The organism is Carboxydothermus pertinax (genome assembly GCF_001950255.1).
GTDB classification, from domain to species: Bacteria; Bacillota; Z-2901; order Carboxydothermales; family Carboxydothermaceae; genus Carboxydothermus; species Carboxydothermus pertinax.
On the sequence record NZ_BDJK01000020.1, the window covers coordinates 36029 to 61613 of the forward strand.

Here is a 25585-nt window from a genome sequence, read left to right on the forward strand (position 1 = left end):
AACTTAAGCCCCAGTTCCCTAAAGCCCAAAAGAAAAAGGGGGACGTTTAAGGCAATCATTACAGCTCCTACCGGTAGCCCAAAAAGATAATGAATAAGGGTAGCTATACCGCTTACCCCACCGGCTGCAATTTTATTGGGAATTAAAAACCAGTCCAGGGCTAGAGCAATGAACGCCGACCCAACTGTAATCCAGAAATAATCAATTACGTCCTTTGCTCTTACCGCAAGCTTCATTGGCTACCTCCTTGTGCTACCAGCATTTTCAGGTAGGCTTCAATAAATACATCAATTTCTCCGTCCATAACCCCCTGGACATCCCCCACTTCCACTCCGGTGCGGTGGTCTTTAACTAAACTATAAGGGTGAAAAACATAGGTTCTAATTTGGCTGCCCCAGGCAATTTCTTTTTGTTCCCCCCGAATTTTGGCAAGTTCTTCCTCTTTTTTCTTCATTTCCAAGTCCAAAAGCTTGGCTTTTAATAGTTTTTCCGCTAAGGCCCTGTTCATTAACTGCGAGCGTTCATTCTGGCAGACTACCGTAATCCCGGTGGGAAGATGGGTAATCCGTACCGCCGATTCAGTTTTGTTGACGTGCTGCCCACCCGCCCCGCCAGAGCGGAAAGTTTCAATTTTCAACTCTTCTTCTTTTAACTCTATTTCCGGAACATCTTCTTCCACCTCCGGCAAGACATCCACCGAAGCAAAGGAAGTATGCCGTCGGCCAGAAAAATCAAAGGGAGAAATCCTGATTAACCGGTGCACCCCTCTTTCTGCTTTTAAATAGCCAAAGGCCCCAAAACCCTCCACGCTAAAAGTAACGCTCTTTAAACCTGCTTCATCCCCTAAAAGCCGGTCGATTAACTCCACTTTATAACCCTTTTCTTCCGCCCAGCGGGTATACATCCGGTAGAGCATCTCCACCCAGTCCTGAGCCTCGGTCCCCCCGGCTCCGGCATGAAGGGAAACAATGGCCGAGTTTTTATCGTAGGGGCCAGATAATAATAAAGCTATTTCCATGCGGTGGAGTTTTTCCAGTAGTTCCTGGGCCTTAGTCCCCGCTTCCCGGGCTAACTCCTCATTTTCTTCTTCTTCCAAAAGTAAATTTAAAACCTCTAATTCTTCTTTAACCTTTAAAAGCCCCTCAAATTTTTCAATATCGTCCTTTAAGCGGTTTAATTCTTTTAAAATCTTTTGGGCTTCCTGATAATAATCCCAAAAACCCGGTTCATAAGTTTTTGCCAAAAGCCTTTCTACTTGTTCCTTTTTTCCTGGAATGTCAAAGAGAAACCCTCATTTCCTCAATCTTTGCGGTAATTTCTGCCAAAGCTTTTTTTAACTCAATAGACACCACTCACCACTTCCTTTACTCGTTTCTCCCACAGCATTTTTTGTATTTCTTCCCACTGCCGCAGGGACAGGGGTCATTGCGCCCAATTTTTTGTTCCCGGCGGTAGGGCTTTTTGTGTCCTTCTTCTTGATACCGGTTTTCTACCACCCGCCGTACCCTCCTGGTTTGGGGCTGTTTTGCTACTTGCAAGCGCATTAAATACCGCACCACATCTTCTTGAATGGAAGCAATCATGTTGTTAAACATATCAACGCTTTCTAACTTATATTCCACCAGCGGGTCTTTTTGCCCGTAAGCCCGAAGGCCAATTCCCTCCCGCAGCTGGTCCATAGCATCTAAATGGTCCATCCATTTTTCATCCACTACCCGCAAAATGACGTACCGCTCAAGCTCCCTAAGCTGTTCGCCCCCAAGCTCTTCTTCCCGCTGCTTATAATATTCTTTGGCTTTGTCTGCAAAAAAGTTAACGAGGGCTATTTTACCAATTTCAGCTAAATCAGCAGGAGTTAACTGATGGTTGGGTAAGAAGACGTTATGGGCGTACTCTAATAACCCTTTTAGGTCCCATTCTTCCGGATGAACCCCGTCGGGGCAGTAGGTATCTACCGCCCGCTCCACCACCGCTTCCATCATCTGGTGGACAAAGGCTAAAACATCTTCCCCAAAAAGCACCCGGCGGCGCTGCTGGTAAATAAGTTCCCGCTGCTGGTTCATGACGTTATCGTATTCTAAAACGTGTTTTCGAATTTCAAAGTTCCGGTTTTCCACCCGTTTTTGGGCCGTTTCAATGGATCTGGTAATTAAAGGATGCTCAATTGGCGTGTCTTCATCAAGCCCCAGGCGTTCCATTAGCCCGGCAATGTTGTCCGAGCCAAAAAGGCGCATTAAATCATCTTCTAGAGAAATATAAAATTGCGACGAACCCGGGTCCCCTTGCCGTCCGGCCCGCCCCCGGAGCTGGTTATCGATCCGCCGGGATTCGTGCCGTTCGGTGCCAATTATATGAAGGCCACCTAACGCGACTACTTTTTCATGTTCCTCATCGGTAATTTTTTTATATTTGGCTAAAAGCTCCCGGTAAAGGTCAGGGTCGTCTTCTTCATTTTTACCCAGTTTTCTTAGCTCCTGCAGGGCTAAAAACTCCGGATTTCCTCCTAACAAAATGTCGGTACCACGACCGGCCATATTGGTAGCAATGGTAACTGCCCCAAGCCGTCCGGCCTGCGCCACTATCTCCGCTTCCTTTTCGTGATATTTAGCGTTTAAAACCTGATGGGGTATACCCCGTTTTTTGAGCATTTCACTTAACATTTCGGATTTTTCAATGGAAATGGTACCTATTAAAATCGGCTGACCAGTTTGGTGACGGCGGTAAACTTCTTCCACGATAGCCTTAAACTTGGCTTTTTCGGTTTTATAAATCACATCCGGCAAATCTTGACGAATCATCGGCTTATGGGTTGGAATAACCACTACCGGCAGGTTATAAATCTTGCGAAACTCGTTTTCTTCCGTTTCCGCTGTACCGGTCATCCCCGCAAGCTTTTCATACATTCTAAAGTAGTTCTGAAAGGTTATGGTAGCCAAAGTCTGGGTTTCCTGCTCAATTTTAACCCCTTCCTTGGCTTCTATAGCCTGGTGAAGTCCATCGGAGTACCGGCGGCCAAACATTAAGCGGCCGGTAAACTCGTCGACAATAATTACCTGTCCGTCCTTCACCACATAGTCCCGATCCCGCTTCATTAAAGCCTGAGCTTTCAGGGCAGCATTTAAGTGGTGAGTTAACTCCATGTGCTCATCGGCATAAAGGTTTTGTACCCCGAGCATTTTCTCTACTTTATGAATTCCCGCTTCCGTTGGCATTACCGCATGGGCTTTTTCGTCAACGGTATAATCCTCCTCGGGTACAAGCTGTTTGACAATTTTGGCAAAAGTATAGTAGAGGTCAGTGGATTTTTCCGCCTCACCGGAAATGATTAGAGGGGTCCTCGCCTCATCGATTAAAATACTATCCACTTCGTCAACGATAGCATAATATAGCTCCCGTTGCACCACCTGCTCTGGGTAAATGGCCATATTGTCCCGGAGATAATCAAAGCCAAACTCATTGTTGGTTCCATAAGTTATATCCGCCCGGTAAGCTGCTTTTTTTGCCTCATAATCCAGGCCGTGAACCACCAGGCCCACAGTGAGGCCTAAAAACTTATAGATTTTACCCATCCATTCGGCATCCCGGCGGGCCAGGTAATCGTTTACCGTAACGATATGAACCCCCCGGCCGGTTAGAGCGTTTAAGTAAGCTGGCAAGGTTGCCACCAGGGTTTTCCCTTCCCCGGTTTTCATCTCGGCAATTTTACCCTCATGGAGCACAATACCTCCCATGAGCTGCACATCAAAGTGACGCATCCCTAAAACCCGGCGGGACGCTTCCCGCACTACCGCAAAAGCCTCCGGCAAAAGCTCATCTAAACTTTCGCCGCGAGCTAACCGCTCTTTAAACTCACCGGTTTTAGCCCTTAACTCTTCATCGGAGAGCTTTTGCATTTGGGGTTCGAAACTATTTATCTCCTCCACCCGGGCCGAAAGCCTTTTTACCTCCCGGGCATTGTCATCCAGTAAATTCTTTAGAAACTTCAGCATATTTTCACCTCTTTGCACAAATAAAGGAACCTTTACGGTTCCTTAAAGGCTCTTCCTCTTATTTTACCACTTAAAACCTAAAGCCGCAACTTAGCGAAAAACGGTAAGCTTATAGCTTTTAGGATTTGCTTTGCGCATTCCTTGAAAAACCAGCCAAAAAACTCCTAAAGTTATAAATATATCCCCAAAGCTTATAATGGGCTTGCCAAAAGAAAAAGTTATCGGGTAAAACCAGAGGTAAATATTATCCGCTAAAAACGTAAGGCGCGTGTGTTCATCGATTAATGAGTGAGTACCCCTTATCCCTTTTTTCATCATGGTAATCCACTCGGGAGAAATTGTCCGGGGATCAGCCGGCATATAACCGCCATTGGCGGCAATTACTAGGAAATTCAAGAAAATACCCAGGCCAATTAACCCCATCCCCGGAAGTTTGTAGTTTCTGTAGATTCCGTAAAAAAGAAGGAGATAGGAAAACAGGTGAAGATACCGACCATAAGCCTGGATAAAAGGATTGGCCATCTGGTAGTCAATGATAAACTGTATTAAAAAGGCCCCGATAAACGAAAAAAGCGCCTTAAACTCCAGTTCCGCTAAATTTCTAAGCCGCCCTTTAAAGAGATAACCTAACAGGATAGCTAAAACTAAAGCTTCTAAATAAATAATTACTCCTCCCTTCAGGTACTTTCCGCCGCTGCAGCTTCTTTTAAAGCTTCTAATTCCTTTTCTCGCGGATCAAACCACTCGATTACCCGGAGAAACGCTTTTACTACCTGCGGATCGTGCTGGCAACCGGCATTTTGTTCAATCTCCCTCTTCGCCTGCTCTTTGGTCAGAGCGGGGCGGTAAGGACGGTTTGAGGTCATGGCATCATAGGTATCGGCCACGGCAATAATCCTAGCTCCTAAAGGAATTTTTTCCCCGGAAATTTTATCCGGATAACCGGTACCATCAAACCGCTCATGGTGGTGGCGCACCATTCCGGCACACTGTTTTAAAAAAGGAATTTCTTCCACAATTTTCGAGCCTAAGACCGGATGCTCCTGGATTAAATCCTTTTCTTCCGGATCCAGAGTCCCCTTTTTATTTAAAACGGTATCTAAAATACCGATTTTACCAACGTCATGCAGTAATGCCATAAAGCGGATATTCTCCAATTCCTCAGGCTTCATCCCCATTTCCCGGGCAATTTCCACCGACAAATCCGACACCCGCTCCGAATGGCCTCTCGTGTAAGGGTCTTTTGCTTCAAGCGCCGCTACCAGCGCCCGGATGGTAGAGAGGTACGACTCCCGGAGGTCGGAGTAAAGCTTAAAAACATAGCGGGCAATAAGAAGGGGGATAAAGAATAAGATAATACCAGGAATACCAATGGAATTATACACCAAAGCCATTAAATAGCCTAATATAGCAAGCAAAGCATAGTTTGGAATAAATCCTTTAAAATTGTCTACAAAAATATACATAAATGGTAAATCTAGCGAAAGGCTTGCTGCTAAACATACTAATAACACATTTACAAACAAATACACAAAAGTAAAGATAAAAACTGCAAAAAATGTAGTATAAGGATTTATGATGAAAAAATTAGTTAAAAAGTTATAGATAATACCAGCAATAGTAATGGTAATTATGATTTGGCCAAAATTAAAAATCTTTTTTAATATAGAAAGTTTAATATTTCTTTTATCAATTTTGCCGAAATCCAATAAAAAAGAAGTTCCTGCAATTACCGCCGAAATCTTATAACCAAAAATAAGAAACGCCGCTACATCAAGTCCAAATGCAACTGAAACAAAACCAAATTTTGGCATTTTGATCGCTAGATTCTCAGCAAATGTTCCAAAAATTAGGAAGAAAATAAATGGTATAAAATAGTTTTTTACATTAATAAAATATAACAAAAACTTTATAAATAAATTAAAACCAATTATTCCAATAATTACATAATAGAAAATAACTTTGTTTCGTTTTAGAAAATAAATAAATCTATTCTATTTTTATTGACCATTTTTTCACCTCAGCTAAATTTAAAATAAGGACCGACATAAATATAAATTTTTTGGTGGTAATTAGGCCGAAAATCTCGCACCACCGGCGATGATTAAGCTGACAATCGCCAGCAGAATCTTAACCACTCTTGCGGTCATGGTGAAAACGCCCTCCCTTACGAATAAGCTCTATCCGCCCTCGGCTAATCGGCAGACAGGCAGTATTCCGCTCGGGCTCGGCTTCGAAGCGCTAGCTTCCTATTGGGATATGTCGGTCCTTCCACCAGCAAAACACCTGCATCAAAAAAATTTTCTCTCTCTAAAATTTATTTAAAAATTTATTTTTCCACAAAAAAGCGAAGCCGTCTATTGATAGCAGCTAAAGTTGCTTTAACTACAGCTTCCCTTTCATCTCCATTGGCATAGGCCGCACCTAAATAATTTTCTTCCTCCCGGCCCAAGATGGCAGCTATTGCTACCACGATTGCTTTTTTCCCGGATATATACAACTCCTGAACGTCCTCCACGACAAATATTCCGTTTTTATTTAAAAAATTTTCTACCGCATAAACAGTAGCCAAGGCTAAGAGCCTTTTTCGATTCTGCGAGGTAGCAGGACCTTCGGCATCTCCGGAAATCCTGGCCTCACCAATAGCTAATTCAACATTGACTTTTACTATATTTTGCTCTAAAACCATATCCACTTTAGCCACCTGCGGCCGGATTTCCTCCCGGGTGTCGTCCTCCTCACTTTCCTCCACCTGCGCAATACTGATTTTTTTATGATCTATGGCAATATTAAAGGAGGCAAGTAAGGCTGACTCCACATCCCGCACTATTTGCTTAGGGCTCCGGGTGCTTCCTGCTAAAAGATGGATTTCATCTACTTTCCCTTCCCCATCTAATACCACCCGGGCCGCATTAACTCCTTTAATGCGCCCCAGCAATAGCTCCAGCTCCGCTAACTGCTCTTTACTTAAAACTGACACGCATATCCTCCTCTCGTAACTAAAAATATAATTCTCTATAATCCGTAATTTTCCTGCATATCACCCTTTAATATCAAAAAAATCCAGAATACCTGCCCTGTTGCTCCCAAAATCTTTAATGGTCCGTCCCCTAATTTGCGTTTAAACGCCAAAAATAGGTACGATTCTCTTATGACCGTTCCTGAATTAGGCACAAAAAAACCCCCCGCTCTGGCGGAGGGGTTTGGCGGGCAATTTATAGCTTTACGACGTCTGCCGCTTGCGGGCCCCGGGAGCCTTCAACGATGTTGAACTCTACCCTTTGCCCTTCTTCCAGGGTTTTAAACCCGTTGCCCTTAATTGCGGAAAAATGGACAAACACGTCGCCCCCATCTTCCCGTTCAATAAACCCGTATCCTTTGGCCGGGTCAAACCATTTAACTTTTCCTTGCATCGATACAATGCCTCCTGCAAATTTTATTCGGCAAAAGCCTTGCTCTAACTCTACCACTTTTTATGACCATTGTCAAACTTTTTCTTAAATTTCTGGTTCAATTAAGCCGTATTTTCCATCCCGTCGTTTGTAAACTACATTAATCTCATCGGTATCGGCATTAGTAAATACAAAAAAGGAATGACCTAATAGTTCCATCTGCATAGCTGCTTCTTCCGGCGACATAGGCTTTATGGCAAAACGTTTTGATTTAACTATCTTTACTTCATTGTCCTGTTCTTCCCCGGTAATTACATTACTATTATCCGTCGTATAGTTTTTATTATTTTTAAACCGGGCATTTAGCTTTTCTTTATATTTTTTAGCTTGTTTTTCTAGCTTTTCCACTACCAGGTCAATAGAAGAGTACATATCCGGACTTTCTTCTTCGCCCCGCAAAAGGTAGCCGGCCACGGGAATAGTTACTTCTGCTTTATGTAGATCTCCCTCCACCAAAAGAGTAACGTGAACTAAATCAATTTTGGGTAAATACTTCTCAAGTTTGGTAAGTCTCTTTTCGGCATACTCCTTTAAAGCTGGAGTGACCTCGATGTTTTTGCCCCGCACTTGAACATTCATAAAAACACCTCCTTGTTTTTTATTATTTTAACCAGCCACCTGCAAAACAAGGCTCATTAAATATATTTACTAAAAAACCCCAGAGAATATCCCTGGGGTTTAAATGCCCTTATAATTTTACGACGTTTGCCGCTTGTGGCCCGCGGGCACCCTCCACAATTTCAAACTCCACTTGTTGACCTTCCTCAAGGGTCTTAAAGCCCTTATCCTGGATGGCTGAGAAGTGGACAAATACGTCGCCGCCATCCTCTCTCTCGATGAATCCGTACCCTTTTTTAGGGTCAAACCATTTCACTCTGCCTTGCATGAAACCAATTCCTCCTTAAAGCTTTTTACTAAAACGCAAGCCCAAGCGACTCACGTTCTTTGTATTGAGCATAGCATTTTAGCAATATTTTGTCAACGATAAATTTTCGTGTCGAAAAATAGGGAAAAATTTTTTTATGTGGACAGGTAAAATTGTTGATATTGTGGATAACTCTGTTGATAACTACCAAAATCAAGGGTTCTCTTGTGGATAAGTTATTGACAATTGAATTTTCTAAATTTTTTTGGCATAATCTTTGCTAATATGTCATTTTTTTACAGCAGTTGCCATGGTCAGCACATAAACTTCGGCAATACCCGCTAAAAGTAAACTATGGGTACATTCTTCGGCAGTAGCCCCAGTGGTAAAGACATCATCTACTAAAAGCACCTTTTCCCTCCCAGTAACTCTTCCAGTAACATAAAAGCTTTCTCTAAGATTTTTCCTTCGTTGTTTAAAGCCTAACTGCACTTGTGCCGGTGTTTCTCGAACTTTCACTAAAAAATTGCTTTTTACGGGTAGCTGCAAGCGGTGAGCAAGATTTTTCGCTAAAATTTCTGCTTGATTGTAGCCTCTCTCTTTGAATTTTCGCGGGTGCAGGGGAACCGGAACAACAAAATCAAATTTTGTACCTAATTTTTCTCGACAATGCCAAGCCAGAAGGTCATAAAGCTCATCCCAGACATAACGCTTATTTTTATATTTAAAAAAAACCATCGTTTGGCGTACCGGACCGGTATAAGGTAAAAGTCCGGAAGCTTTAATGAAACTAAAATTTTTTTTACGACAATCAGAGCATATTCCATAATCTGTCGGTAAAAAACGACCGCATACCTGACACACCGGTCGGGCTTTATTTAAAAACTCCCGGCAAGGTTGACAAAACTCGCGTTTAGGCATTGGCTTTAAACATAGGGGGCATACTTTAGGCTTGGGGTAAAGAAAGTCTAAAAGCATTGTTATTTGCTCTTCCCAAAAGTCTTAAATATTCGCATTAACGAAGAGGTAATCGCAATTCCCAAAGCAATAGCCCCCGCACTAAAAAAAGTTTTTAGCCCCAGGCTTACCCCTAAACTAAAGTTTTCCCGGATAAATGCAGTAATAGTATCATAAGCTAACTTCCCCGGAACCAGGGGCAATAAACCGGTAGTAATAAAAATTATCGTAGGCTTTTTATTAAGACGGGCAAAAATTTCCGCTAAAGCCCCCACCGTTAGAGAGCCTAAAAATACTCCCGCAAAAGGAGTTTTCCCTGCTAAAAGATAAACAATATAGCCCCCGGCACCGGTAACTCCTCCGTAAAAAAGGCTCTCCCAGGGGGCATTAAATAAAATACCAAAAGCAAAGGAAACCAAAAAAGCATACAATATTCCCATCTTCCAACCCCTTTTCTACACCACTAACGCCAAAACCACCGCTGCACTTACCGCTAAAGCTAAAACCCTTAAAAAAGCCTCAAGGCCCCGGGCCTGGCTTGCTAAAAAGTCACCGGCAATAGCGTCCCGAATTGAATTGGTAATGCTCATCCCCGGGATAAAAGGCATAATACTTCCTACCACCGTAACTCCCAGCATAAGAGGATAAATTTTAGCAATCGCCACCACCAGCAAGGTAGAAATAAACCCGCCCGCCAAATCAAAGAAAAAGGGAAAAAGGCCAAAATCCGGCACCGCCATAATAAAAGCCCGCACTAAAATTGCAATGAGAAAAGAAACTGCCATTTCTGCTCCCTTTCCACCGATTAAACCGGTAGAAAATAGAGCCCCCGTTCCAGCGGCGAAGATTTTTAACCACCAGGGATATTCGCTTTTTTCCTGAGCTATCTCCGTAAGTTCCCTTATCCCTTCCTCTACCGGTATATGACGTTTTGAAAGTCTTCGGGAAAAGGCATTTACCTTATCAATTTTCGTTAAATTAAAGCCCCGGCTTTCAATTCGCCGTACCGTCGTAAAAACCTGACCGTCAATGCTTTCAATGGCACAAAATATCCCGGTAGGAGTAACAAAACTTTCCACCTGTCTTGCTCCGTAATTTTTAGCAATCCGGTCCATGACATCTTCAGTGCGATAAATTTCCGCCCCGCTTTTAATCATTATTTCCCCGGCCAATACCGTAAGCTTTAACACGTCCAAGTAATTCATAACATCACCACTTACTTTTTTCTTTACTTTCCTCCCATTTCCTCCTTTTGCCGTAAAAAATGTTTTTATCATTTTTCACTCCAACCTCCAAATTAAGTATACAAAACACAATTTGTAATTTTATTGACATTTTCTGGTGATAACTCCTTTAATAGAGTTAAGCACAAGAAAAAAGGAAGGGATTTTCATGCTGGAAATTACAATAACTCCCCCAGCCACCATTGAGCTTGTTCGTCAAAACATCTTAAAATATAAGAACCCTTTAGGTTTAAAGGGTCGGGAACTTACTTCTTGGGCCGAGGGACTTAGCTTTTCCTCTCATAGTGAATATCTTTTTTATACCGGCACCGAATACCAAATGCTCCCTTACATCGATAGTTTGGTAAAAGCCCTAAAGACTATGAACCAGCTTGGTTCTGGCAAAAAAATCCTTTTTGGCCTTCGAAACTTGGTAGATAAATTTGGTTTTAATCCCGAAAAAGTTTATGCCGGTATCCTCGCTAAAGACCGGGAAAAAACGGCTAATATCTTAAGAAAACATGTCCAGCTCTTAAACTTTCTTGGTATTACCCCCCAGTATTTGGGGGAAGAGGAATTGTACGCCGGAGCTCTTTTATATGAGTACGGCTACCTTAATGACGTTCGGGAAATTTCCTTAAAACTTACGGAAATTTTTAAAAGTCGGGGAGTCAAAAAGATTATAGTTGCCTCTCCCCATGCTGCCGAAATGTTTCGGAAAATTTACCCGATGTTTGTTGATTTCCCTTTTGAAGTTTTTACCATGCCGGAGTTTCTTAAAGCTTGTATTGATAAACTTCCCAAAAAAACGTACACCCAGAAAATTACTATCCACGATCCCTGTCGATTAGCGCGAGAATTAGGAGTAGTTACCGAAATCCGGGAAGTTTTAAAAAACAACTGTGAGAGTGAAATAATAGAACTTCCCCAAAGCGGTAGATTTACCACCTGTTGCGGTGGCGCTACCAAGCTTTTATTCCCTGAATTGGCTGAAGCATTAGCCAAGCAAAGAGTTCAAGAACTGGAACGAAGTGGTGGAGAAGAAATAGTCACCGCCTGTCCTTATTGTTATTTTAACCTCTCGCAATATACCACCCTTCCAGTGAAAGACCTAACCGAAATTCTCCTTTAAAGAAGGTGATTTAGTTGGTGGATTTAGAAAAGGATTTGCATGCTCTTTCCGAAAGTTTAATTAATGCCGCTCATAACCCAAATGTTAATTTAGCCTTAAGTCGAGCGGTAAAATCTTACCGGGAAAATGTAAACAAAGCCCTGACCCGTTTTCCCCACACGGTTGAGCGAGCCCGGGAAGTACGGGAAATGAAGTTAAAAGCATTAGAAAACTTAGAATTCCTCTACGAAAAAGCCGCCCAAAGCATTGAGGAAAATCACGGCCGAACTTATCTTGCTAAAGATGCTCTTCATGCTTTAAAAATTGTTGATGAAATCGTAGGAACGGGAAAATTAATCGTTAAAGTTAAATCAATGGTAGGCGAAGAAATTGGTTTAAGGGAACATTTAGAACAAAGGGGCAATACTCTCTGGGAGACAGACCTGGGGGAATTCATCCAGCAGCTTAGAAATGATCGACCGATGCACATTCTCTCTCCGGCCATTCATATTCCCCGGGAAGAAGTGGCAAAGTTTTTTTCCGCTTTTTTTAAAAAGGAAATCCCTCCCGAAATTGCTGCGGAAGTAGCAGCCGTACGGGAGTTTATGCGGGAAAAATATTTTAAAGCGGATATTGGGATAAGCGGTGCTAATATCGTAGCCGCCGACACCGGCTCCCTTTTTATTATTGAAAACGAAGGGAACGGCCGGCTTGCTACCGGCGCACCTCCGGTGCATATCGTAATTGTTGGTTTAGAGAAACTCGTTCCAACTTTAGATGACGCTTTTAAAACAGCGGAAGTTACCTGGCGGTATGCCCAGTATACCGTACCCTCTTATGTTAATATCATAAGCGGCCCCAGTAAAACCGGCGATATTGAAAAAGTTACCACTTACGGTGCCCATGGTCCTAAAGAGCTTCACGTAATTTTTTTAGACAACGGCCGGTTAGAGCTTTCCAAAAATGAAACTTTTAAAGAAGCTTTACTATGTCTGCGTTGCGGTGGCTGCCTTTACGAATGTCCGGTTTTTTCTTTAACTGCTGGCCACTATGGTTATAAGTACTTAGGGGGAATTGGGGCCATTTGGACCGCTTTTATAGCAGGAGGATTAGATAAAGCAGCACCCCTGGCTTACGTCTGCCTTAGATGCGGTCGCTGCCAGGAGCGCTGCCCAATGCAAATTGACGTACCCCGGATGACGGTGGCGCTAAGACAGCTCCTTACCGGCAATCACCTGGGTTAACTCGTTTAAGGATTTATTTAACTCTTCCAGCTTTCCCTCAATCCTCACCAACAAAAACGCCGCTACCGCCATGGGGAAGCTGTAGTTGGCAAGTTGGCTAAAAAACTCCATTTAATACCCCCCTTTTCTGCAAAAAGCCGTGGCATCTGCCACGGCTTTTCTTAAAATTCGGTCACGTTTCGCTCTACAATTCGCGAACCTTTAAGTCCTGCTAAATCTCCACCGCTGGAGGTGAAGATATTTTTAGTTAGGATAAGGTTCATAGCAGCATCTACTTCCCCCTTGGTAAGGCCACCTTTGGGTTCTTGAACCCTAATTGTCACATTCTTACCCTGCTGGTTTTGAAAAATCATTTCTAAAACTTTCATCTTTCAATCCCCCCTTTTCAAGTTCGGCTTCAGGTTTGGAGCCTTCGGCTTAGCCATTATAGAGAAGCTCTGTATCGTTTCGGAAAACTCCATTTAGTGGGTAACTGCTAAGACCCGCTAAAGCAACGGCTACCGCATATAAATCATCGTTGGAAGCAGTGGGCTTAATATTGCTATAGCTTCTAAAAGCATACACCGGATTGCCACTGCCATCATCTCCAACAACCAATTTGAGCCTTAAGACCGTTCCCACTTTGTTAGCTAATACCGCCATCTAAATCCCTCCCCGGATTTTTTATTTTTCAGCCGGCTGACGTAAAGGAAAGTGCAGTTTTTTATTGATTTTTTAAGGAGAGGTAATATTTTTTCAATTTTCGCAGGGCTCTTTTTTCTAAATCATAGGCACCGGCGGGAGTGATTTTTAAAATCTTTGCTACTTCAGTTAAAGAAATTCCCTGTCTATACTTTAAGATAATCAGCCTTTCCTGGCGGAGGGTTAAAACCCCTGGAGGTATTATTAGCTCTGACCTTTCTTCGGCAAAAGGTAAAACTTTCACCGGATAATCTTCTAAAAGTACTTCCTTGCCCCGCCGGGCTCTTTCCGAACGCAAAAGGGAATAAATCCTACCGTAAACCACCTCCCGCACATACTTTAAAAAATAAACCCCGCGCTCGGGCTTAAAGCGGTAAACACTTTCAATTATTGCTAACGTTCCTTCCTGAACAAGGTCATCCTCCGTTAAATAGGGATTTCGGTACCGGTAAGCTGCTTTTTTTATCAATGGTCGCAAGTAGTTAAGAAGTTCCTCCATCCCTTCCCGGCTCTCTTTAGCCTTTTGCCACTTTTCGAAAAAACGATCCACAAAATAACCTCCTGGTAAAAGCCCGGGCTTTTAATTTTTGGCGCCAGGAAGAGAATAGCAAAAAGCCTTTAAAAAGAAAAAAACCGCCTTTTACCAAGGCGGACTTTGACAAAACTTAATTTTTGTACTAAGATGAGTTTTTGATACTATTTTCTAACTTCTAACCTCAAACCTCCAAAAAGGCCAACCACTCACGACTATTCTTAATTTTGCTGGGCAATTTCAAGCTTGTCTAAAAAATAATCGTTTAACACCCGAATATAAGTGCCTTTCATCCCCAAAGACCGGGAATCAATCACCCCAGCGCTTTCCAGTTTTCTTAAAGCATTTACGATTACCGAACGGGTCAAATGATACTCTTGGGCAAGTTTACTTGCTACTACAAACCCCTCAACCCCGTCTAACTCCGTAAAAATTTTTTTCACCGCTTCTAACTCTGAATAGGAAAGGGCATCAAGGGCCAGACGAACAGCGGCTTTTTTCCGGGCTTCTTCTTCTAATCGCTCACTGTTTAACCTTAAAATTTCCAAGCCTACTACGGTCGCAGCATACTCATATAAAATTAAATCCTGGGCATTAAACTCCTCACTGCCTTTTTTGGCAAGGAGAATTGTGCCCTGCCGCTCACCACCGCCAAAAACCGGTACTACGGTGTAAGTAAGGACGTCATCCCCTTTAATATTGTGTTCCGTTTGATTGTAAGAAAATAACCAATCCTGCAAGTCCTGCTCGACCTGGCGAGTCTCTAAATCCCGCCCGCTAATCACCTGTCCCACCATATCCGGCCGTTCATAAAACCCTAAAATTTTTTTTCGGCCAATAATAAACACGCTTGCCTTGGAAATATCCCCAAGCATTAGAGCTAGCTCCATAAAAGGCTCCGGCCTTTGGGGACTTCGCTGGATAAAGCGGTTTAGTAATCTTGTTTTCTCCAGTAAACTTAGCATATTACTACCTCCATTTTTTAAATTTCACGGTAGTAATATTACCAAATTTTTAAATAATTATACTTAATCCCTAAAAATTATTAACCATTACCGCTTTATCCCTGCCCTGAATTTTAAAAAAAGATAATATAGTTTCTTTCATTAATTTCCTCCGGCAGCCTGGTAATTACCTGGAACGGTGGGTAACTTTGGGCAAATTTTTTTCCCGTTTTTTCCACCTTCGTTAAATCTACAATCTTTATATCTCTGACCCCTGGAATACGCTCTTTTAAAAAATACAAAAGCTTTTCCATCTCATAAAGTTCCTCCGGGTCGTTTATCACCAACCATAAATTTTTTCCCTTGCGCCAGTAAATAGCTTCCCAAAGCACTATGATAGCCGAAATCACCCCATAGACAAAAAATCCCGCCAAGATCGCCTCAATCACCTTTGCCACCCCCTTATACCGTATGCTAAAGAGGGCAAAAAAGTTAAAACCCTGGCCAGGTATACTGGCTCAGGGTTTCTTTTAAAGTCCTGCTTCCATTCTTAAAATTTCCGCCTTATCGGTCCGCTCCCAGGGAAGGTCAATATCGGTACGGCCGAAATGCCCATAGGCGGCAGTCTGCTTGTAAATTGGCCGCCGTAAATCCAGCATCCGAATTATCCCTGCCGGACGCAAATCAAAATGCTTTTTAATGAGTTCCACAATTTTTTCATCAGCAATTTTGCCAGTACCAAAAGTATCAACCATGATGGAAACGGGCTTGGCCACCCCAATGGCATAAGCAAGCTGGATTTCGATTTTATCAGCAATCCCAGCTGCTACAAGGTTTTTTGCAACATATCGAGCAGCATAGGCGGCCGAACGATCCACTTTAGTGGGGTCTTTCCCGGAAAAGGCTCCCCCACCGTGGCGAGCCATACCGCCATAGGTGTCAACGATAATTTTCCGCCCCGTAAGTCCGGCATCCCCCTGTGGGCCACCAATCACAAAACGACCGGTGGGGTTTACAAAATAACGGGTATTTTCATCCAAAAGGTGAGCTGGCACTACTGGTTTAATCACATGCTCGATAATGTCCTTGCGAATTTCTTCATTGGAAACATCGGGGTGGTGTTGAGTTGACACCACAATAGTATCCACCCGTACTGGCTTGTCGTCATCATATTCTATAGTAACCTGGGTTTTTCCGTCGGGACGAAGGTATGGTAAAAGCCGGGACTTCCGCACTTCCGAAAGCCTCCTGGCAAGCCTGTGAGCTAGAGAAATAGGCATTGGCATCATTTCCGGGGTTTCGTTGGTTGCATAACCGAACATCATTCCCTGGTCACCAGCACCAATGGCTTCAATTTCCTCTTCAGTCATTTCTCCTGTTTTGGCCTCCAGAGCCCGGTTAACTCCCAGGGCGATATCCGGAGATTGCTCATCTATGGAAGTGATAACGGCACAGGTATCGCCGTCAAAACCGTATTTTGCCCGGGTATAGCCAATCTCCCGGATTGTTTCCCGCACAACTTTAGGTATATCCACATAGCAGTTGGTAGTAATTTCGCCGATAACCAGTACCAGGCCAGTGGTTACTGCCGTTTCACAGGCAACGCGAGCCTGTGGATCCTGGGCAATAATCGCATCTAGCACCGCGTCGGAAATCTGGTCAGCAATTTTATCCGGGTGTCCTTCAGTAACAGACTCCGAGGTAAAAAGGCGTCTTGTCATAAAATCTCCTCCTGATTCTTATTTTCTCAAAAAGAAAACCTCCCCTGTTCTGGAAGAGGTGCTTTTTTAAAATTCCTTTATCTTACTTTAGCAAAGGATGTTAATCATGTCAACAAATATCATACCTACCGGAGTTTAATTTTGACTTTTAACTGTCTTTTTCTCATCTATACATTTTAAGCTTGCTTCGTTTATGCAAGCAAAAACTTCTTCGATTAAGTCTACTTTTTCTGCAAGTCTTATCTCTTTAATTCCAACAGCACACTGGACTTTCAAATCATTGGGCCATTTGGCATTTTCAAGAAGATTATATAACTTTTTAACATAAATATTCGCTTTTATTTCATCCCAAGGCAGTATTAAAATAAATTCATCTCCACCGTATCTAGCAGCAATAATTTCCTCTCCTAATTGTTTTAATATTCCCGCTATTCTTAATAAAATTTGGTCACCAATTACATGCCCGTAACGCTTATTTAACTCCCCAAAATTATTTAAGTCAATAAATAAGACCGTACAAATATTTCCTTGCTCTAATAATTTAAGGCACTTGTATAATGCATATTCTTTTTTAGGTAACCCAGTCATAGAATCTATGTAAGAACCAATATACCGTTCAATTACTTTTCTTGTTATGATCCCTGTAAGCAAGCCAGATTCATCTATCACCGGAAGTCTTTCTATATTATACTCAAGCATTTTTTGATAAGCTTCAAATAAATACGCCTTTTCTTCAATTACCACGGGCTCTTCGGTCATCGCATCAATTACCAACCGGTTTTCCGGATAAAAAATTAAATCTTTTGAAGTAATTATTCCAATTAATTTATCCTTTTCTACCACCGGTAGCCCGCCAATTCTTTTTACACGCATAAGCTCCTTTACTTCTAATAAGCTTTTATACGGCTCAATGGTAATGGGGCGCGAGGTCATTACTTCTCTTACCCGTTTAATCATATTTCTATCTCCTTTTTAATATTAAGCACTATATTTAAACTTCCTTTGAAAATTGAACTCTCATCAGAAATAGCATCCACTTCAATTAATATAGCTGATACCAATAATTCCTCATCCATTAAATTAATAAAGTTTTTTCTTATAATAATCCCCTCAAATTTTTCATGATTTAGACGAATAGCCTTATACTGGTTTGGTGAAATAAATTCCACCATTTTGGTAAAAGCCTCGATACCAATGGGCGCCCGCTTTCCTATCACCAGAAAATCTTGAACAGGCGGCACTTCAAATTCGGTTAAGCGGATGCTTAATTCAGCAGTACGGTTAGCATTCATATCGCAAGCGGTTCACCAAAACCGCTCCCCCCTTTCTTTATTAAGTTATAAAATTTCTTTAGCACTCAGTAATTTTAAGGCTATTTTTGCTATATCAGGATCTATTTTCTTATTCTTAACTTCGAGACTTATAATATTCACTACCTGTTCTTTTTCCATACATTTTCGGTAACTCCTATCTTCGGTTAGCGCGGCTAAAATATCTGCTACCTGAATAATGCGTGTCTCTAATTCCAAACCTTCCCCTTTAATTTTAAACGGATATCCACTTCCGTCAAGTCTCTCATGGTGATACCCTGCCCATTTAGCGGCTTCATTAAGCCCGCCAACGGTTTCAAAAAGTTTATAGGTATAAAAGGGATGGGATTTTATTAACAAAAATTCCTTTTCGCTTAATTTTGAAGGTTTATTTAAAATTTTTGTGGGAATAGCGATTTTTCCTATATCATGTAAAAGGCCGGCAATCTCAATCATTTTTATTTTTTCGAAAGGAAGTTTTAGTTCTTTACTTATTTTAACCGCTATTTTAGCCACTCTTTCCGAATGTCTTCGGGTGGAAATGTCTTTATTATCAATAAGTTTAGCCAATAAAAGAAAAACTTTTTTCATTTCCTCTTCAGCTAAGCCTGAAAATTCATTCCAACCCATTGTTAACCTTAAAATATCCAAAAATAAAAACTCTTCTTCTAAATTAAACCAGAAGGCTTCTTCTTCCATTAGGGTAAATAATGCCAACACCGCTGGAGTTTTGGTAAAGACTTTTAAATATTGGTGAAGAAAAAAGTCTTTTATTTTTTCTTTGGTAAATATACAGACATTTCGACCTCGTAAAAAACCGGCAACATTACTTGCCAGAAACATTATTTCAATTAATTGCGAAGGATAGATTTTATTTTGACTCTGCCAAAATTGTTTATCTTCATTGGCAAGCATTGATTGAAGGAATATCTTTTTTAGCTCATTTTCTTTTAAATTTAGCCTTTTACCAAGTTGCAGAGCAATTAATGTTCGCCTCATCTTATATAGCCTTTCGTGTTTTTCAAATAAACCAAAAGTACGATTAACCGCAAAGGCAAAAGCTGAGATATCCACAAATAGCATGTTTTTCCTCCATTATTACTGCTTTTTTTACATAATAAGGTATTTTACATATATTGAAAAGTATGATTAGTTCGACATTTTTCTACCCATACCGACATTCACCGTAAAATAAAGGCCCCGCAAACTTGCAGAGCCTTCTTTTATGGGAGCAGCTTTATTTTTTCAAAAAAATCTTTTGTTCACATTTATCCCCCGCCCGTAAATTCATATCATCGAAAGAAACTTTAACCTATTACCGCTTCCTTGACTGTGCGGTAATAACATATAAACCCTCCTGCCAAAAGGCGGAGGGTTTCAGAGCAAATTCACACCTTTGGCAGCTGGCTGGCATAGCAGGAAACCTACCTTAGCCCCTATAGCTTTGCGTCCCCGGCTTTCGCCGGGTTTGCCTTTATCAGGAACGCTATTAGACTCTATTTTATTATAAAACTCTTAGCTAAACGGGTCAATACATTATTTCTCCCTTTCAAGTCTGGAGCCTTCGGCTTCAAGTCTGGAGCCTTCGGCTTCAAGTCTGGAGCCTTCGGCTTAAAAAAACTGTGCACCCTCTAGCTTTCTTCTAATGTCTTGTAATTCAGTATAATTATCCAGAACAATTTTAACCATATCTTTGTCTATTTTATTTTTTTCCACCAGATTTTCCATAACATTTTTAATCTCTTGGTAGCTAAGCCCTTTTCGGTAAGGACGTTCTTCCGAGAGAGCAACAAAAATATCGATAACCGCCATCAACCTTTCTTCAAAACCTAACTCTTCCGCTTTTTTCTTAAAAGGATATCCCGAACCATCAAGTTTTTCATGATGAAAAGCCGCCGCTCTAACAATTTGGGTAGGAAAAACTTTGTTTAAAAGATAATAAGTATAAAAAGTATGCCTTTTAATAAACAGAAATTCTTCTTCCGTCAGGGCACTATGCTTTTCTAAAATGTTTTCCGGAACAGCCATTTTCCCTATATCATGTAAAAGCCCAGCTATCTCTAAAAAAATAATCTCCATCTTGGGTAAATTTAACACTTTCCCTATATAGCTGGCAATTCTCCCTACCATCTGTGAATGATGAAAAGTAAAGCGCGATTTATGGTCTACCAGTTTAGCAAATAACTCAGCAAGGGCAATCATCTCTTGAGGTTCAATTATTGCTTCTTCATCCCCAATTTCCTCTAATCTCTGATTTAAAATGTCGCTGTCTCCTAAGGTTAACCAAAATTCTTCCGCTTCCGCCAGTTCATTAAATGCCCCTAAGACGTGCGGGTCAAAGATTTTTTCATTTCTAACCATATTTTTCCAGTTTTTAGCTTGTTTTAATATACAGCCTTCTGGATTAAAATTTATGGCAATCCTATCAGCTAAGAACAAAATCCGGCATAAAATAGGTATCTCCTCACCAGAAAGCCCGGAAGGATTTTGACCGATATAATGGTCGTGATGGCTAAAAATATACTTAGCATAATGATCAAAATAAGTATTTTTTAAAAACAACTCTCCCCGGCGACAATGCTCAAACTCATTTTCAGCAATTTGGCGAATTTTTTCATCATGGGCATCCCATTTTAAAATACCTACATCATGAATCAATCCAAGGTATATTAAGTCTCGTTTTTGACTTTTAGTTAATTTAAGTTTTTCTCCCAAACGATAAGCAATATAAGCTACTTTCCGGTGGTGATCCTGCAGTCCCTCCATGCTTAAATCCAAAGCTTTGGACATATTTTTCATAAAATCAAAGCGGTTAAAAGTAATCATCTCACACCATCCCGCTATTTTGTCGACGAATTTTCTCAATTTCTTCCATATTATTTTTAATCATTTCAGTTATTTCCCTGGCCACTTTGGCCGATTCTTGAGCAAGTTTTCGCACTTCCTGGGCCACTACCCCAAAAGCCCGACCGTGTTCACCAGCTCTTCCTGCTTCAATGGACGCATTTAAAGCTAAAATATTAGTTTTCGTAGCAATTGAAGAAATAAACCCTGCGGCCTCCGCCACTTGCTCTTGGATTTCTGCCAAGTATTTAAGTTGTTCCGCAATATAATTTTCAATCGCTAACTGCATATCAAAATTAATTCTTTTGTAAAAAGCATTCACCGCTTTAAAATACAACTCTGTACCCGGGGAATATTTTTGCGCCACTAATTCTCCAACCACTTCATAATATAAGCGGTAAGCCCCCAGGTACCAATTAGGATAAAGAGCAATTTCCATGTGTTTTTTCCCAATTGCCAATCTATTTCTAATATAATTTTCATCAATACTGTCAGAAGTTAAAGAAATAAAATATTCCATCTGGGTTTTTGCTAGCCTTTCAACAGTACTGTGTTTTCTAATTAATTCTTGAAGATAAGGAAATTTGCCTAAATATTCATAAAACTTGTTTACAAATTTTTCGGCTTCCCTGGTGAAGACTTCCTTAAATTCAGCCATAAGCAGTAAATCATCTACAGTTAAATTTAAAAAATCTAAGCCTTCATTGTAACGCTGAAGGTAATTTAAATGATTTCCCATTACACCTATCCCCCCTATTATTTAGCAAGTTTATTTTTTAAAATTACTGCACTTAAGCCACTTGTTTTTAAACTTAGCTTTATTTGCCTCTTTATTCCAGGAATTAGCATCTATTGCTACATAATCAATAATCATTATTTTTTAAAATTTTACTTTTTGCTACTTGTACCTGTCAAGAAATATTACGGAAAAACCCTCGTTACCGGTTGCTAAATTTCATCACTTTATTAACTTGCCAAACAAAAGAAATTATGTCAAAATTCTTACTAAGCACTCATATCGATATTGAATTAATTGACAATAATGAATATTCTTTTAAATTTTTTTAAACGGCTGAAAACTGTCTTTGATTTTAACCGAAATAGTGGGGAGGGAGATTCTATGGATTTAAAGGAATTTTTTCATGGCCTAAAGAAAACAACCCCTTTTATGTTAGGGTTAATACCTTTTGGGTTAGCCTATGGGATAATGGCAACGCAAGCAAAACTATCCCTTGGAGAAACCCTCCTGATGTCTCTTTTGGTTTTTGCCGGTTCCGCTCAATTTATGGCCGTTGGCATGATTAAAGAAGGGGTCGGTATTGGTTTTATCGTCCTTTCAACTTTACTGATTAATTTAAGACATCTGCTCATGGGCCTGTCTTTAGCGCCCTTTTTAAATAAATTGAATACCAAATGGCTTTACCTGCTTGCTTTCGGTTTAACTGACGAAGTTTACGGAACTACCATCGGGCACTACCAACAGGAAGGTAGTTATAAAGGTAACCCCTATTTTATGTTAGGTTCCGAAGCCGGTATTTATTTTTTCTGGCTAATTAGTTCTCTTGCCGGCGCCTTACTGGGGACTTTAATTAAAGACCCTTTGTCCTGGGGCCTGGATTTTGCTATGCCCGCTACTTTTTTAAGTATTGTTATCGGACAAATTAAGTCGTGGCAAATTTTAATAGTATTCTTAATTGCCGGAATCCTGGCAATAGCCGGCTACCTTTTAATCCCCGGCAAATGGTACATTATTTTAGCTACAGTAACTGCCACGATATTAGGAACCATTCTAGAATTATTAACAGAAAAAAGGAGTACTGCCCCATGAAAACAGAGTACATACTTCTGATTTTACTAATGGCAATGGTAACTTATTTAACAAGAGTAAGTTTTCTCGTACTTTTTACCAATAAAAACCTCCCCACGGTTATCCAAAGGGCTTTAAGGTATATCCCGGTAGCCATTCTGGCAACTTTAATTTTTCCGGGTATCTTTGCCCCTCAGGGAAAATTGGATGTGAGTTTAACCAATCCTTATATCGGTGCCAGCTTAATTACCGTTGCTTCTTTATTGATAGGTAAAAATGCAATTTTAAGTATTGTCCTTGGTATCACCTCGCTGGTAGTATTAAGACATTTGTTGTAAAATTAAAAAGCCCCATTCCGCAAAGTTTTTGGCAATGGGGCAAAATTTTTTAGGTAGTGTTTTCTCCCCTATTTACGGGACGGGAGTAATTCCCCAGGATAAGTTCTGGAAAGTCCCTTTTAAGCTGCAAAAATAAATTGTAAAGGCCAAAAGGATTGGGGGGAAAAGCTATTCTTGCTCCCAAATAATCCGGGTCGATGTTTAAATTTCTAAACTGTACCATGTCCGGTCCGCATTCCCTAATAAAATTGGCTAAGGCCTCATATTCCACCTCGGTATCGGAAAGCCCGGGAAAAACCAGGTAATTCAAGGCTACAAATTTCCCTTTTTCTTTTGCGTACTTAATTGTTTTTTTAACCTCGTTCAAGCGGTAATTTACCGGTTGATAATACCTCTCATAAACTTCCTCCCGGGCACTTATGATACTTATTCTGAGGCTGTCCACCCCGGCATCAATTATTTCCTTTAAACCGTTAAAATTTCCTCCATTGGTGTTAATATTAATGGTTCCTCCTTTTAATTCTCGCCGTACTTTTAAAATAGCCTCAGAAATTACCCCGGCTTGAAGCGAAGGCTCCCCTTCACACCCCTGGCCAAAGCTTATAATCCCCTCCTCCTTAGCCCTGGACAGGTGATAGGCCAAAAGCTCAAAAACTTCCTGAACATTCGGCACAAAGCAAATCCGCTCCTGAGGGGAGGGGCAGCGATCCGCAGGCTGTAAGCTAATACACCCTAAACAGCGTGCATTACACGCCGGCGATACCGGAATCCCGCCTTCCCAGCGACCGTAGAAAAGATTCTGGGCGGTAAAGCAGCGGTAGTTTACAGCACAGTTTTCCAGATGGCGAACTAAACGGTTTTCCGGAAAAAGCTTTTTGGCCTCATTAATTTTCTCCTTTAACTCCGGTAAATCATAATTTTCCGGGGACCAGCGAAAGTCGTCATCGGTTTTTGCAGCGGCCACAAAGAGCTCTCCTTTTAGCGCTACCACCGCCGTATAGCCAAATAAAGGCAGCACTTCCTCTTTTGTCCTGACATACGCTGGAAGATATAACCTGGTGTACCCCTGGGGAAGGAGAGCTGCTACCGCCAAATAATTAGTTTTTTTTAGCCTCCCCTCTCGGTCAAACCCCAGAGATCTACTTCCTGGTATTAAAACTAATGTTGCTCCCGGAGGAAGTTTAATTAACTCTTTCTTTTCTATAGGAGTAAAGAAACTACCCGTACGACCAGCAGGATAAAGGGGATAATCAAAAAACTCGCCGTTTTTTTTAGCCACTACAATTCTCATGTCCGGTTCTTCCTCAAGTAGCGAGCTATTAACTCCTCATTGCTCTTGGTTTTTTTGATAAGGTTTATTAAATGTTCCGCCGCATCCTGGGGAGTCAAGCTGGATAGTTCATTTCTAAGCTTCCAGGCAAAATCCAGTTCTTCCGGGGTAAATAAAAGCTCTTCTTTTCTGGTACCGGATCTTTGCACATCTACTGCGGGGAAAATTCGCCGTTCGGCAAGTTTACGATCTAAAATTAGCTCCATGTTACCGGTGCCTTTAAATTCCTCAAAAATTACATCATCCATCCGGCTACCGGTCTCCACCAAAGCCGTAGCAAGGATCGTTAGACTTCCCCCCTCTTCAATATTGCGAGCAGCCCCAAAGAACCATTTTGGTTTGTATAACGCTGCCGGATCTACCCCTCCCGATAATGTCCGGCCGCTGGGCGGTATAACCAGGTTATAGGCCCGAGCTAATCGCGTTATACTATCTAATAAGATTACCACATCATACTTATGCTCCACAAGCCTCTTAGCCCGCTCTAACACCATCTCCGCCACTTTAACGTGGTTTTCCGGATGCTCATCAAAGGTAGAGCTCACCACCTCCCCTTTCACCGAGCGTTCAATATCCGTAACCTCTTCCGGTCGTTCATCAATTAAAAGCACAATAAGGTAAAGGTCGGGATAGTTTTTGGTAAGACTATTGGCAATTTGTTTTAGTAAAATCGTTTTCCCGGCTTTTGGTGGGGCTACTATTAATCCCCGCTGTCCTTTGCCAATAGGAGCAATTAAATCGATAAGCCGGGCCGATACCTCGTCCGGTGCCGTCTCTAAATACAGCCGATCCTGAGGATAAAGGGGAGTTAATGCATCAAAATGCAGTCTTTCGGGAGAAGTTTCCGGGTCTTTACCATTTACCTTCTCCACCCGTAATAACGCAAAATACCGTTCGTTTTCCTTGGGGGGCCTTATGACGCCAAACACCTGGTCGCCCGTTCGCAAATCGAATTTTCTAATCTGGGATGGAGACACATAAATATCATCCTGGCTTGGCAAAAACTTAAACGGTCTTAAAAAGCCATAGCCATCGGGTAAGACTTCTAATACTCCAGAGGCCGTAATTAAACTTTCCTTTTGTTCCTGTTCCCGAGCTTTTTGCGCAAAAACTTTTGCTAACTCAAACACTAACTCCTGCTTTTTTAATTTGTAGTAGCCAGGAAGTTCTAACTCCCGGGCAAGAGCATAAAGTTCTTTTATGGTCTTTTGTTCCAGCTGTTCCTTGGTAAGCAAAA

At 41.4% G+C, this 25585-nt stretch carries 30 protein-coding genes and 1 riboswitch; of the genes, 4 read left to right on the forward strand and 26 right to left on the reverse strand.

Annotated features, from left to right (window positions below):
* The 12 genes from cpu_RS06835 to cpu_RS06890 form a co-directional block, all read right to left on the reverse strand.
* A partial coding sequence (locus tag cpu_RS06835; RefSeq protein ID WP_143299308.1) for a YitT family protein occupies positions 1-236 on the reverse strand: 236 nt, incomplete at its 3' end.
* A protein-coding gene (gene prfB / locus cpu_RS06840) for a peptide chain release factor 2 (RefSeq protein WP_369688858.1) occupies positions 233-1349 on the reverse strand; the annotation gives its coding sequence in 2 pieces (ribosomal slippage) (positions 233-1279 and positions 1281-1349; 1116 coding nt in all). The genes cpu_RS06835 and prfB, both read right to left, overlap by 4 nt.
* A 15-nt stretch (positions 1350-1364) precedes the next feature.
* On the reverse strand, positions 1365-3989 hold the full coding sequence (gene secA / locus cpu_RS06845) for a preprotein translocase subunit SecA (protein ID WP_075859283.1): 2625 nt from the start codon (positions 3987-3989) through the stop codon (positions 1365-1367).
* 90 nt (positions 3990-4079) lie between these two features.
* Positions 4080-4709 (reverse strand): DUF5317 domain-containing protein, encoded by a 630-nt coding sequence (locus tag cpu_RS06850; RefSeq protein ID WP_159433986.1) that lies wholly within the window; start codon positions 4707-4709, stop codon positions 4080-4082.
* Entirely contained in the window at positions 4667-5803 is a 1137-nt protein-coding gene (locus cpu_RS06855) for an HD-GYP domain-containing protein (RefSeq protein WP_075859285.1), read from the reverse strand. Before cpu_RS06855 ends, cpu_RS06850 begins: the two co-directional genes overlap by 43 nt.
* Positions 5804-6318: 515 nt before the next feature.
* Complete coding sequence (locus cpu_RS06860; RefSeq protein WP_075859286.1) at positions 6319-6969, reverse strand: hypothetical protein; 651 nt, start codon at positions 6967-6969, stop codon at positions 6319-6321.
* Positions 6970-7204: 235 nt separating this feature from the next.
* Positions 7205-7402: a cold shock domain-containing protein gene (locus cpu_RS06865; RefSeq protein ID WP_075859287.1), complete on the reverse strand. Its 198-nt coding sequence runs from the start codon at positions 7400-7402 to the stop codon at positions 7205-7207.
* An 84-nt stretch (positions 7403-7486) separates the two neighbouring features.
* Positions 7487-8020, reverse strand: coding sequence for a ribosome hibernation-promoting factor, HPF/YfiA family (gene hpf, locus cpu_RS06870; RefSeq protein ID WP_075859288.1), 534 nt, complete (start codon positions 8018-8020; stop codon positions 7487-7489).
* A 109-nt stretch (positions 8021-8129) separates the two neighbouring features.
* Positions 8130-8327 carry a cold shock domain-containing protein gene (locus tag cpu_RS06875; protein WP_075859289.1) on the reverse strand — a complete coding sequence of 66 codons (198 nt, stop codon included), beginning with the start codon at positions 8325-8327 and terminating at the stop codon, positions 8130-8132.
* Between the two features lie 267 nt (positions 8328-8594).
* The gene (locus cpu_RS06880) at positions 8595-9284 is read right to left on the reverse strand and encodes a ComFC family protein (RefSeq protein ID WP_075859290.1); all 690 of its coding nucleotides are present in this window, start codon (positions 9282-9284) and stop codon (positions 8595-8597) included.
* A gap of 2 nt (positions 9285-9286) precedes the next feature.
* On the reverse strand, positions 9287-9703 hold the full coding sequence (locus cpu_RS06885) for a threonine/serine exporter family protein (RefSeq protein ID WP_075859291.1): 417 nt from the start codon (positions 9701-9703) through the stop codon (positions 9287-9289).
* A 15-nt stretch (positions 9704-9718) separates the two neighbouring features.
* Positions 9719-10540 carry a threonine/serine exporter family protein gene (locus cpu_RS06890; RefSeq protein ID WP_075859292.1) on the reverse strand — a complete coding sequence of 274 codons (822 nt, stop codon included), beginning with the start codon at positions 10538-10540 and terminating at the stop codon, positions 9719-9721.
* Positions 10541-10655: 115 nt separating this feature from the next.
* Between cpu_RS06890 and cpu_RS06895 the strand changes: the two genes are divergently transcribed.
* Both cpu_RS06895 and cpu_RS06900 read left to right on the forward strand, forming a co-directional pair.
* Entirely contained in the window at positions 10656-11618 is a 963-nt protein-coding gene (locus cpu_RS06895) for a (Fe-S)-binding protein (RefSeq protein WP_075859293.1), read from the forward strand.
* 17 nt (positions 11619-11635) lie between these two features.
* Positions 11636-12841 (forward strand): LUD domain-containing protein, encoded by a 1206-nt coding sequence (locus cpu_RS06900; RefSeq protein WP_234970209.1) that lies wholly within the window; start codon positions 11636-11638, stop codon positions 12839-12841.
* Here the strand turns inward: cpu_RS06900 and cpu_RS06905 are convergent.
* The 12 genes from cpu_RS06905 to cpu_RS14185 all read right to left on the reverse strand — a co-directional run bounded on the left by cpu_RS06905 (position 12806) and on the right by cpu_RS14185 (position 21612).
* Positions 12806-12952: a YvrJ family protein gene (locus cpu_RS06905; protein ID WP_075859295.1), complete on the reverse strand. Its 147-nt coding sequence runs from the start codon at positions 12950-12952 to the stop codon at positions 12806-12808. The two genes, cpu_RS06900 and cpu_RS06905, sit on opposite strands and share 36 nt — an antisense overlap.
* A 50-nt stretch (positions 12953-13002) precedes the next feature.
* Positions 13003-13209: a DUF2922 domain-containing protein gene (locus tag cpu_RS06910; protein WP_075859296.1), complete on the reverse strand. Its 207-nt coding sequence runs from the start codon at positions 13207-13209 to the stop codon at positions 13003-13005.
* Positions 13210-13258: 49 nt separating this feature from the next.
* Positions 13259-13483 carry a DUF1659 domain-containing protein gene (locus cpu_RS06915; RefSeq protein WP_075859297.1) on the reverse strand — a complete coding sequence of 75 codons (225 nt, stop codon included), beginning with the start codon at positions 13481-13483 and terminating at the stop codon, positions 13259-13261.
* Positions 13484-13544: 61 nt separating this feature from the next.
* Positions 13545-14072, reverse strand: a complete 528-nt coding sequence (locus cpu_RS06920) for a sigma-70 family RNA polymerase sigma factor (RefSeq protein ID WP_075859298.1) — start codon at positions 14070-14072, stop codon at positions 13545-13547.
* A gap of 203 nt (positions 14073-14275) precedes the next feature.
* On the reverse strand, positions 14276-15019 hold the full coding sequence (gene codY / locus cpu_RS06925; RefSeq protein ID WP_075859299.1) for a GTP-sensing pleiotropic transcriptional regulator CodY: 744 nt from the start codon (positions 15017-15019) through the stop codon (positions 14276-14278).
* Between the two features lie 113 nt (positions 15020-15132).
* Positions 15133-15447, reverse strand: a complete 315-nt coding sequence (locus cpu_RS06930; RefSeq protein ID WP_075859300.1) for a hypothetical protein — start codon at positions 15445-15447, stop codon at positions 15133-15135.
* A gap of 81 nt (positions 15448-15528) precedes the next feature.
* Entirely contained in the window at positions 15529-16719 is a 1191-nt protein-coding gene (gene metK / locus cpu_RS06935; RefSeq protein WP_075859301.1) for a methionine adenosyltransferase, read from the reverse strand.
* A gap of 135 nt (positions 16720-16854) precedes the next feature.
* The gene (locus cpu_RS06940; protein ID WP_075859302.1) at positions 16855-17676 is read right to left on the reverse strand and encodes a GGDEF domain-containing protein; all 822 of its coding nucleotides are present in this window, start codon (positions 17674-17676) and stop codon (positions 16855-16857) included.
* The gene (locus cpu_RS06945; protein WP_075859303.1) at positions 17673-18011 is read right to left on the reverse strand and encodes a hypothetical protein; all 339 of its coding nucleotides are present in this window, start codon (positions 18009-18011) and stop codon (positions 17673-17675) included. The genes cpu_RS06940 and cpu_RS06945 overlap by 4 nt, the downstream gene beginning before the upstream one ends.
* A gap of 45 nt (positions 18012-18056) precedes the next feature.
* Positions 18057-19112 carry an HD-GYP domain-containing protein gene (locus cpu_RS06950; RefSeq protein WP_075859304.1) on the reverse strand — a complete coding sequence of 352 codons (1056 nt, stop codon included), beginning with the start codon at positions 19110-19112 and terminating at the stop codon, positions 18057-18059.
* A gap of 312 nt (positions 19113-19424) precedes the next feature.
* A riboswitch (cyclic di-GMP riboswitch) is annotated at positions 19425-19512 on the reverse strand.
* Positions 19513-19640: 128 nt separating this feature from the next.
* Positions 19641-20855, reverse strand: a complete 1215-nt coding sequence (locus tag cpu_RS06955; RefSeq protein WP_075859305.1) for an HD-GYP domain-containing protein — start codon at positions 20853-20855, stop codon at positions 19641-19643.
* 1 nt (position 20856) lies between these two features.
* A complete protein-coding gene (locus cpu_RS14185; RefSeq protein WP_075859306.1) occupies positions 20857-21612 on the reverse strand; it encodes a globin-coupled sensor protein in 756 nt (251 codons plus the stop codon).
* Between the two features lie 381 nt (positions 21613-21993).
* On the opposite strand from cpu_RS14185, the gene cpu_RS06970 reads away from it, so the two are divergent.
* Positions 21994-22701 carry an AzlC family ABC transporter permease gene (locus cpu_RS06970; protein ID WP_075859308.1) on the forward strand — a complete coding sequence of 236 codons (708 nt, stop codon included), beginning with the start codon at positions 21994-21996 and terminating at the stop codon, positions 22699-22701.
* Positions 22698-23018: an AzlD domain-containing protein gene (locus cpu_RS06975; RefSeq protein ID WP_075859309.1), complete on the forward strand. Its 321-nt coding sequence runs from the start codon at positions 22698-22700 to the stop codon at positions 23016-23018. Before cpu_RS06970 ends, cpu_RS06975 begins: the two co-directional genes overlap by 4 nt.
* A gap of 49 nt (positions 23019-23067) precedes the next feature.
* On the opposite strand, the gene cpu_RS06980 is transcribed toward cpu_RS06975, so the two are convergent.
* Complete coding sequence (locus cpu_RS06980) at positions 23068-24309, reverse strand: radical SAM family protein (RefSeq protein WP_075859310.1); 1242 nt, start codon at positions 24307-24309, stop codon at positions 23068-23070.
* Complete coding sequence (gene rho / locus cpu_RS06985; protein ID WP_075859311.1) at positions 24306-25583, reverse strand: transcription termination factor Rho; 1278 nt, start codon at positions 25581-25583, stop codon at positions 24306-24308. The genes cpu_RS06980 and rho overlap by 4 nt, the downstream gene beginning before the upstream one ends.
* Positions 25584-25585 lie beyond the last annotated feature (2 nt).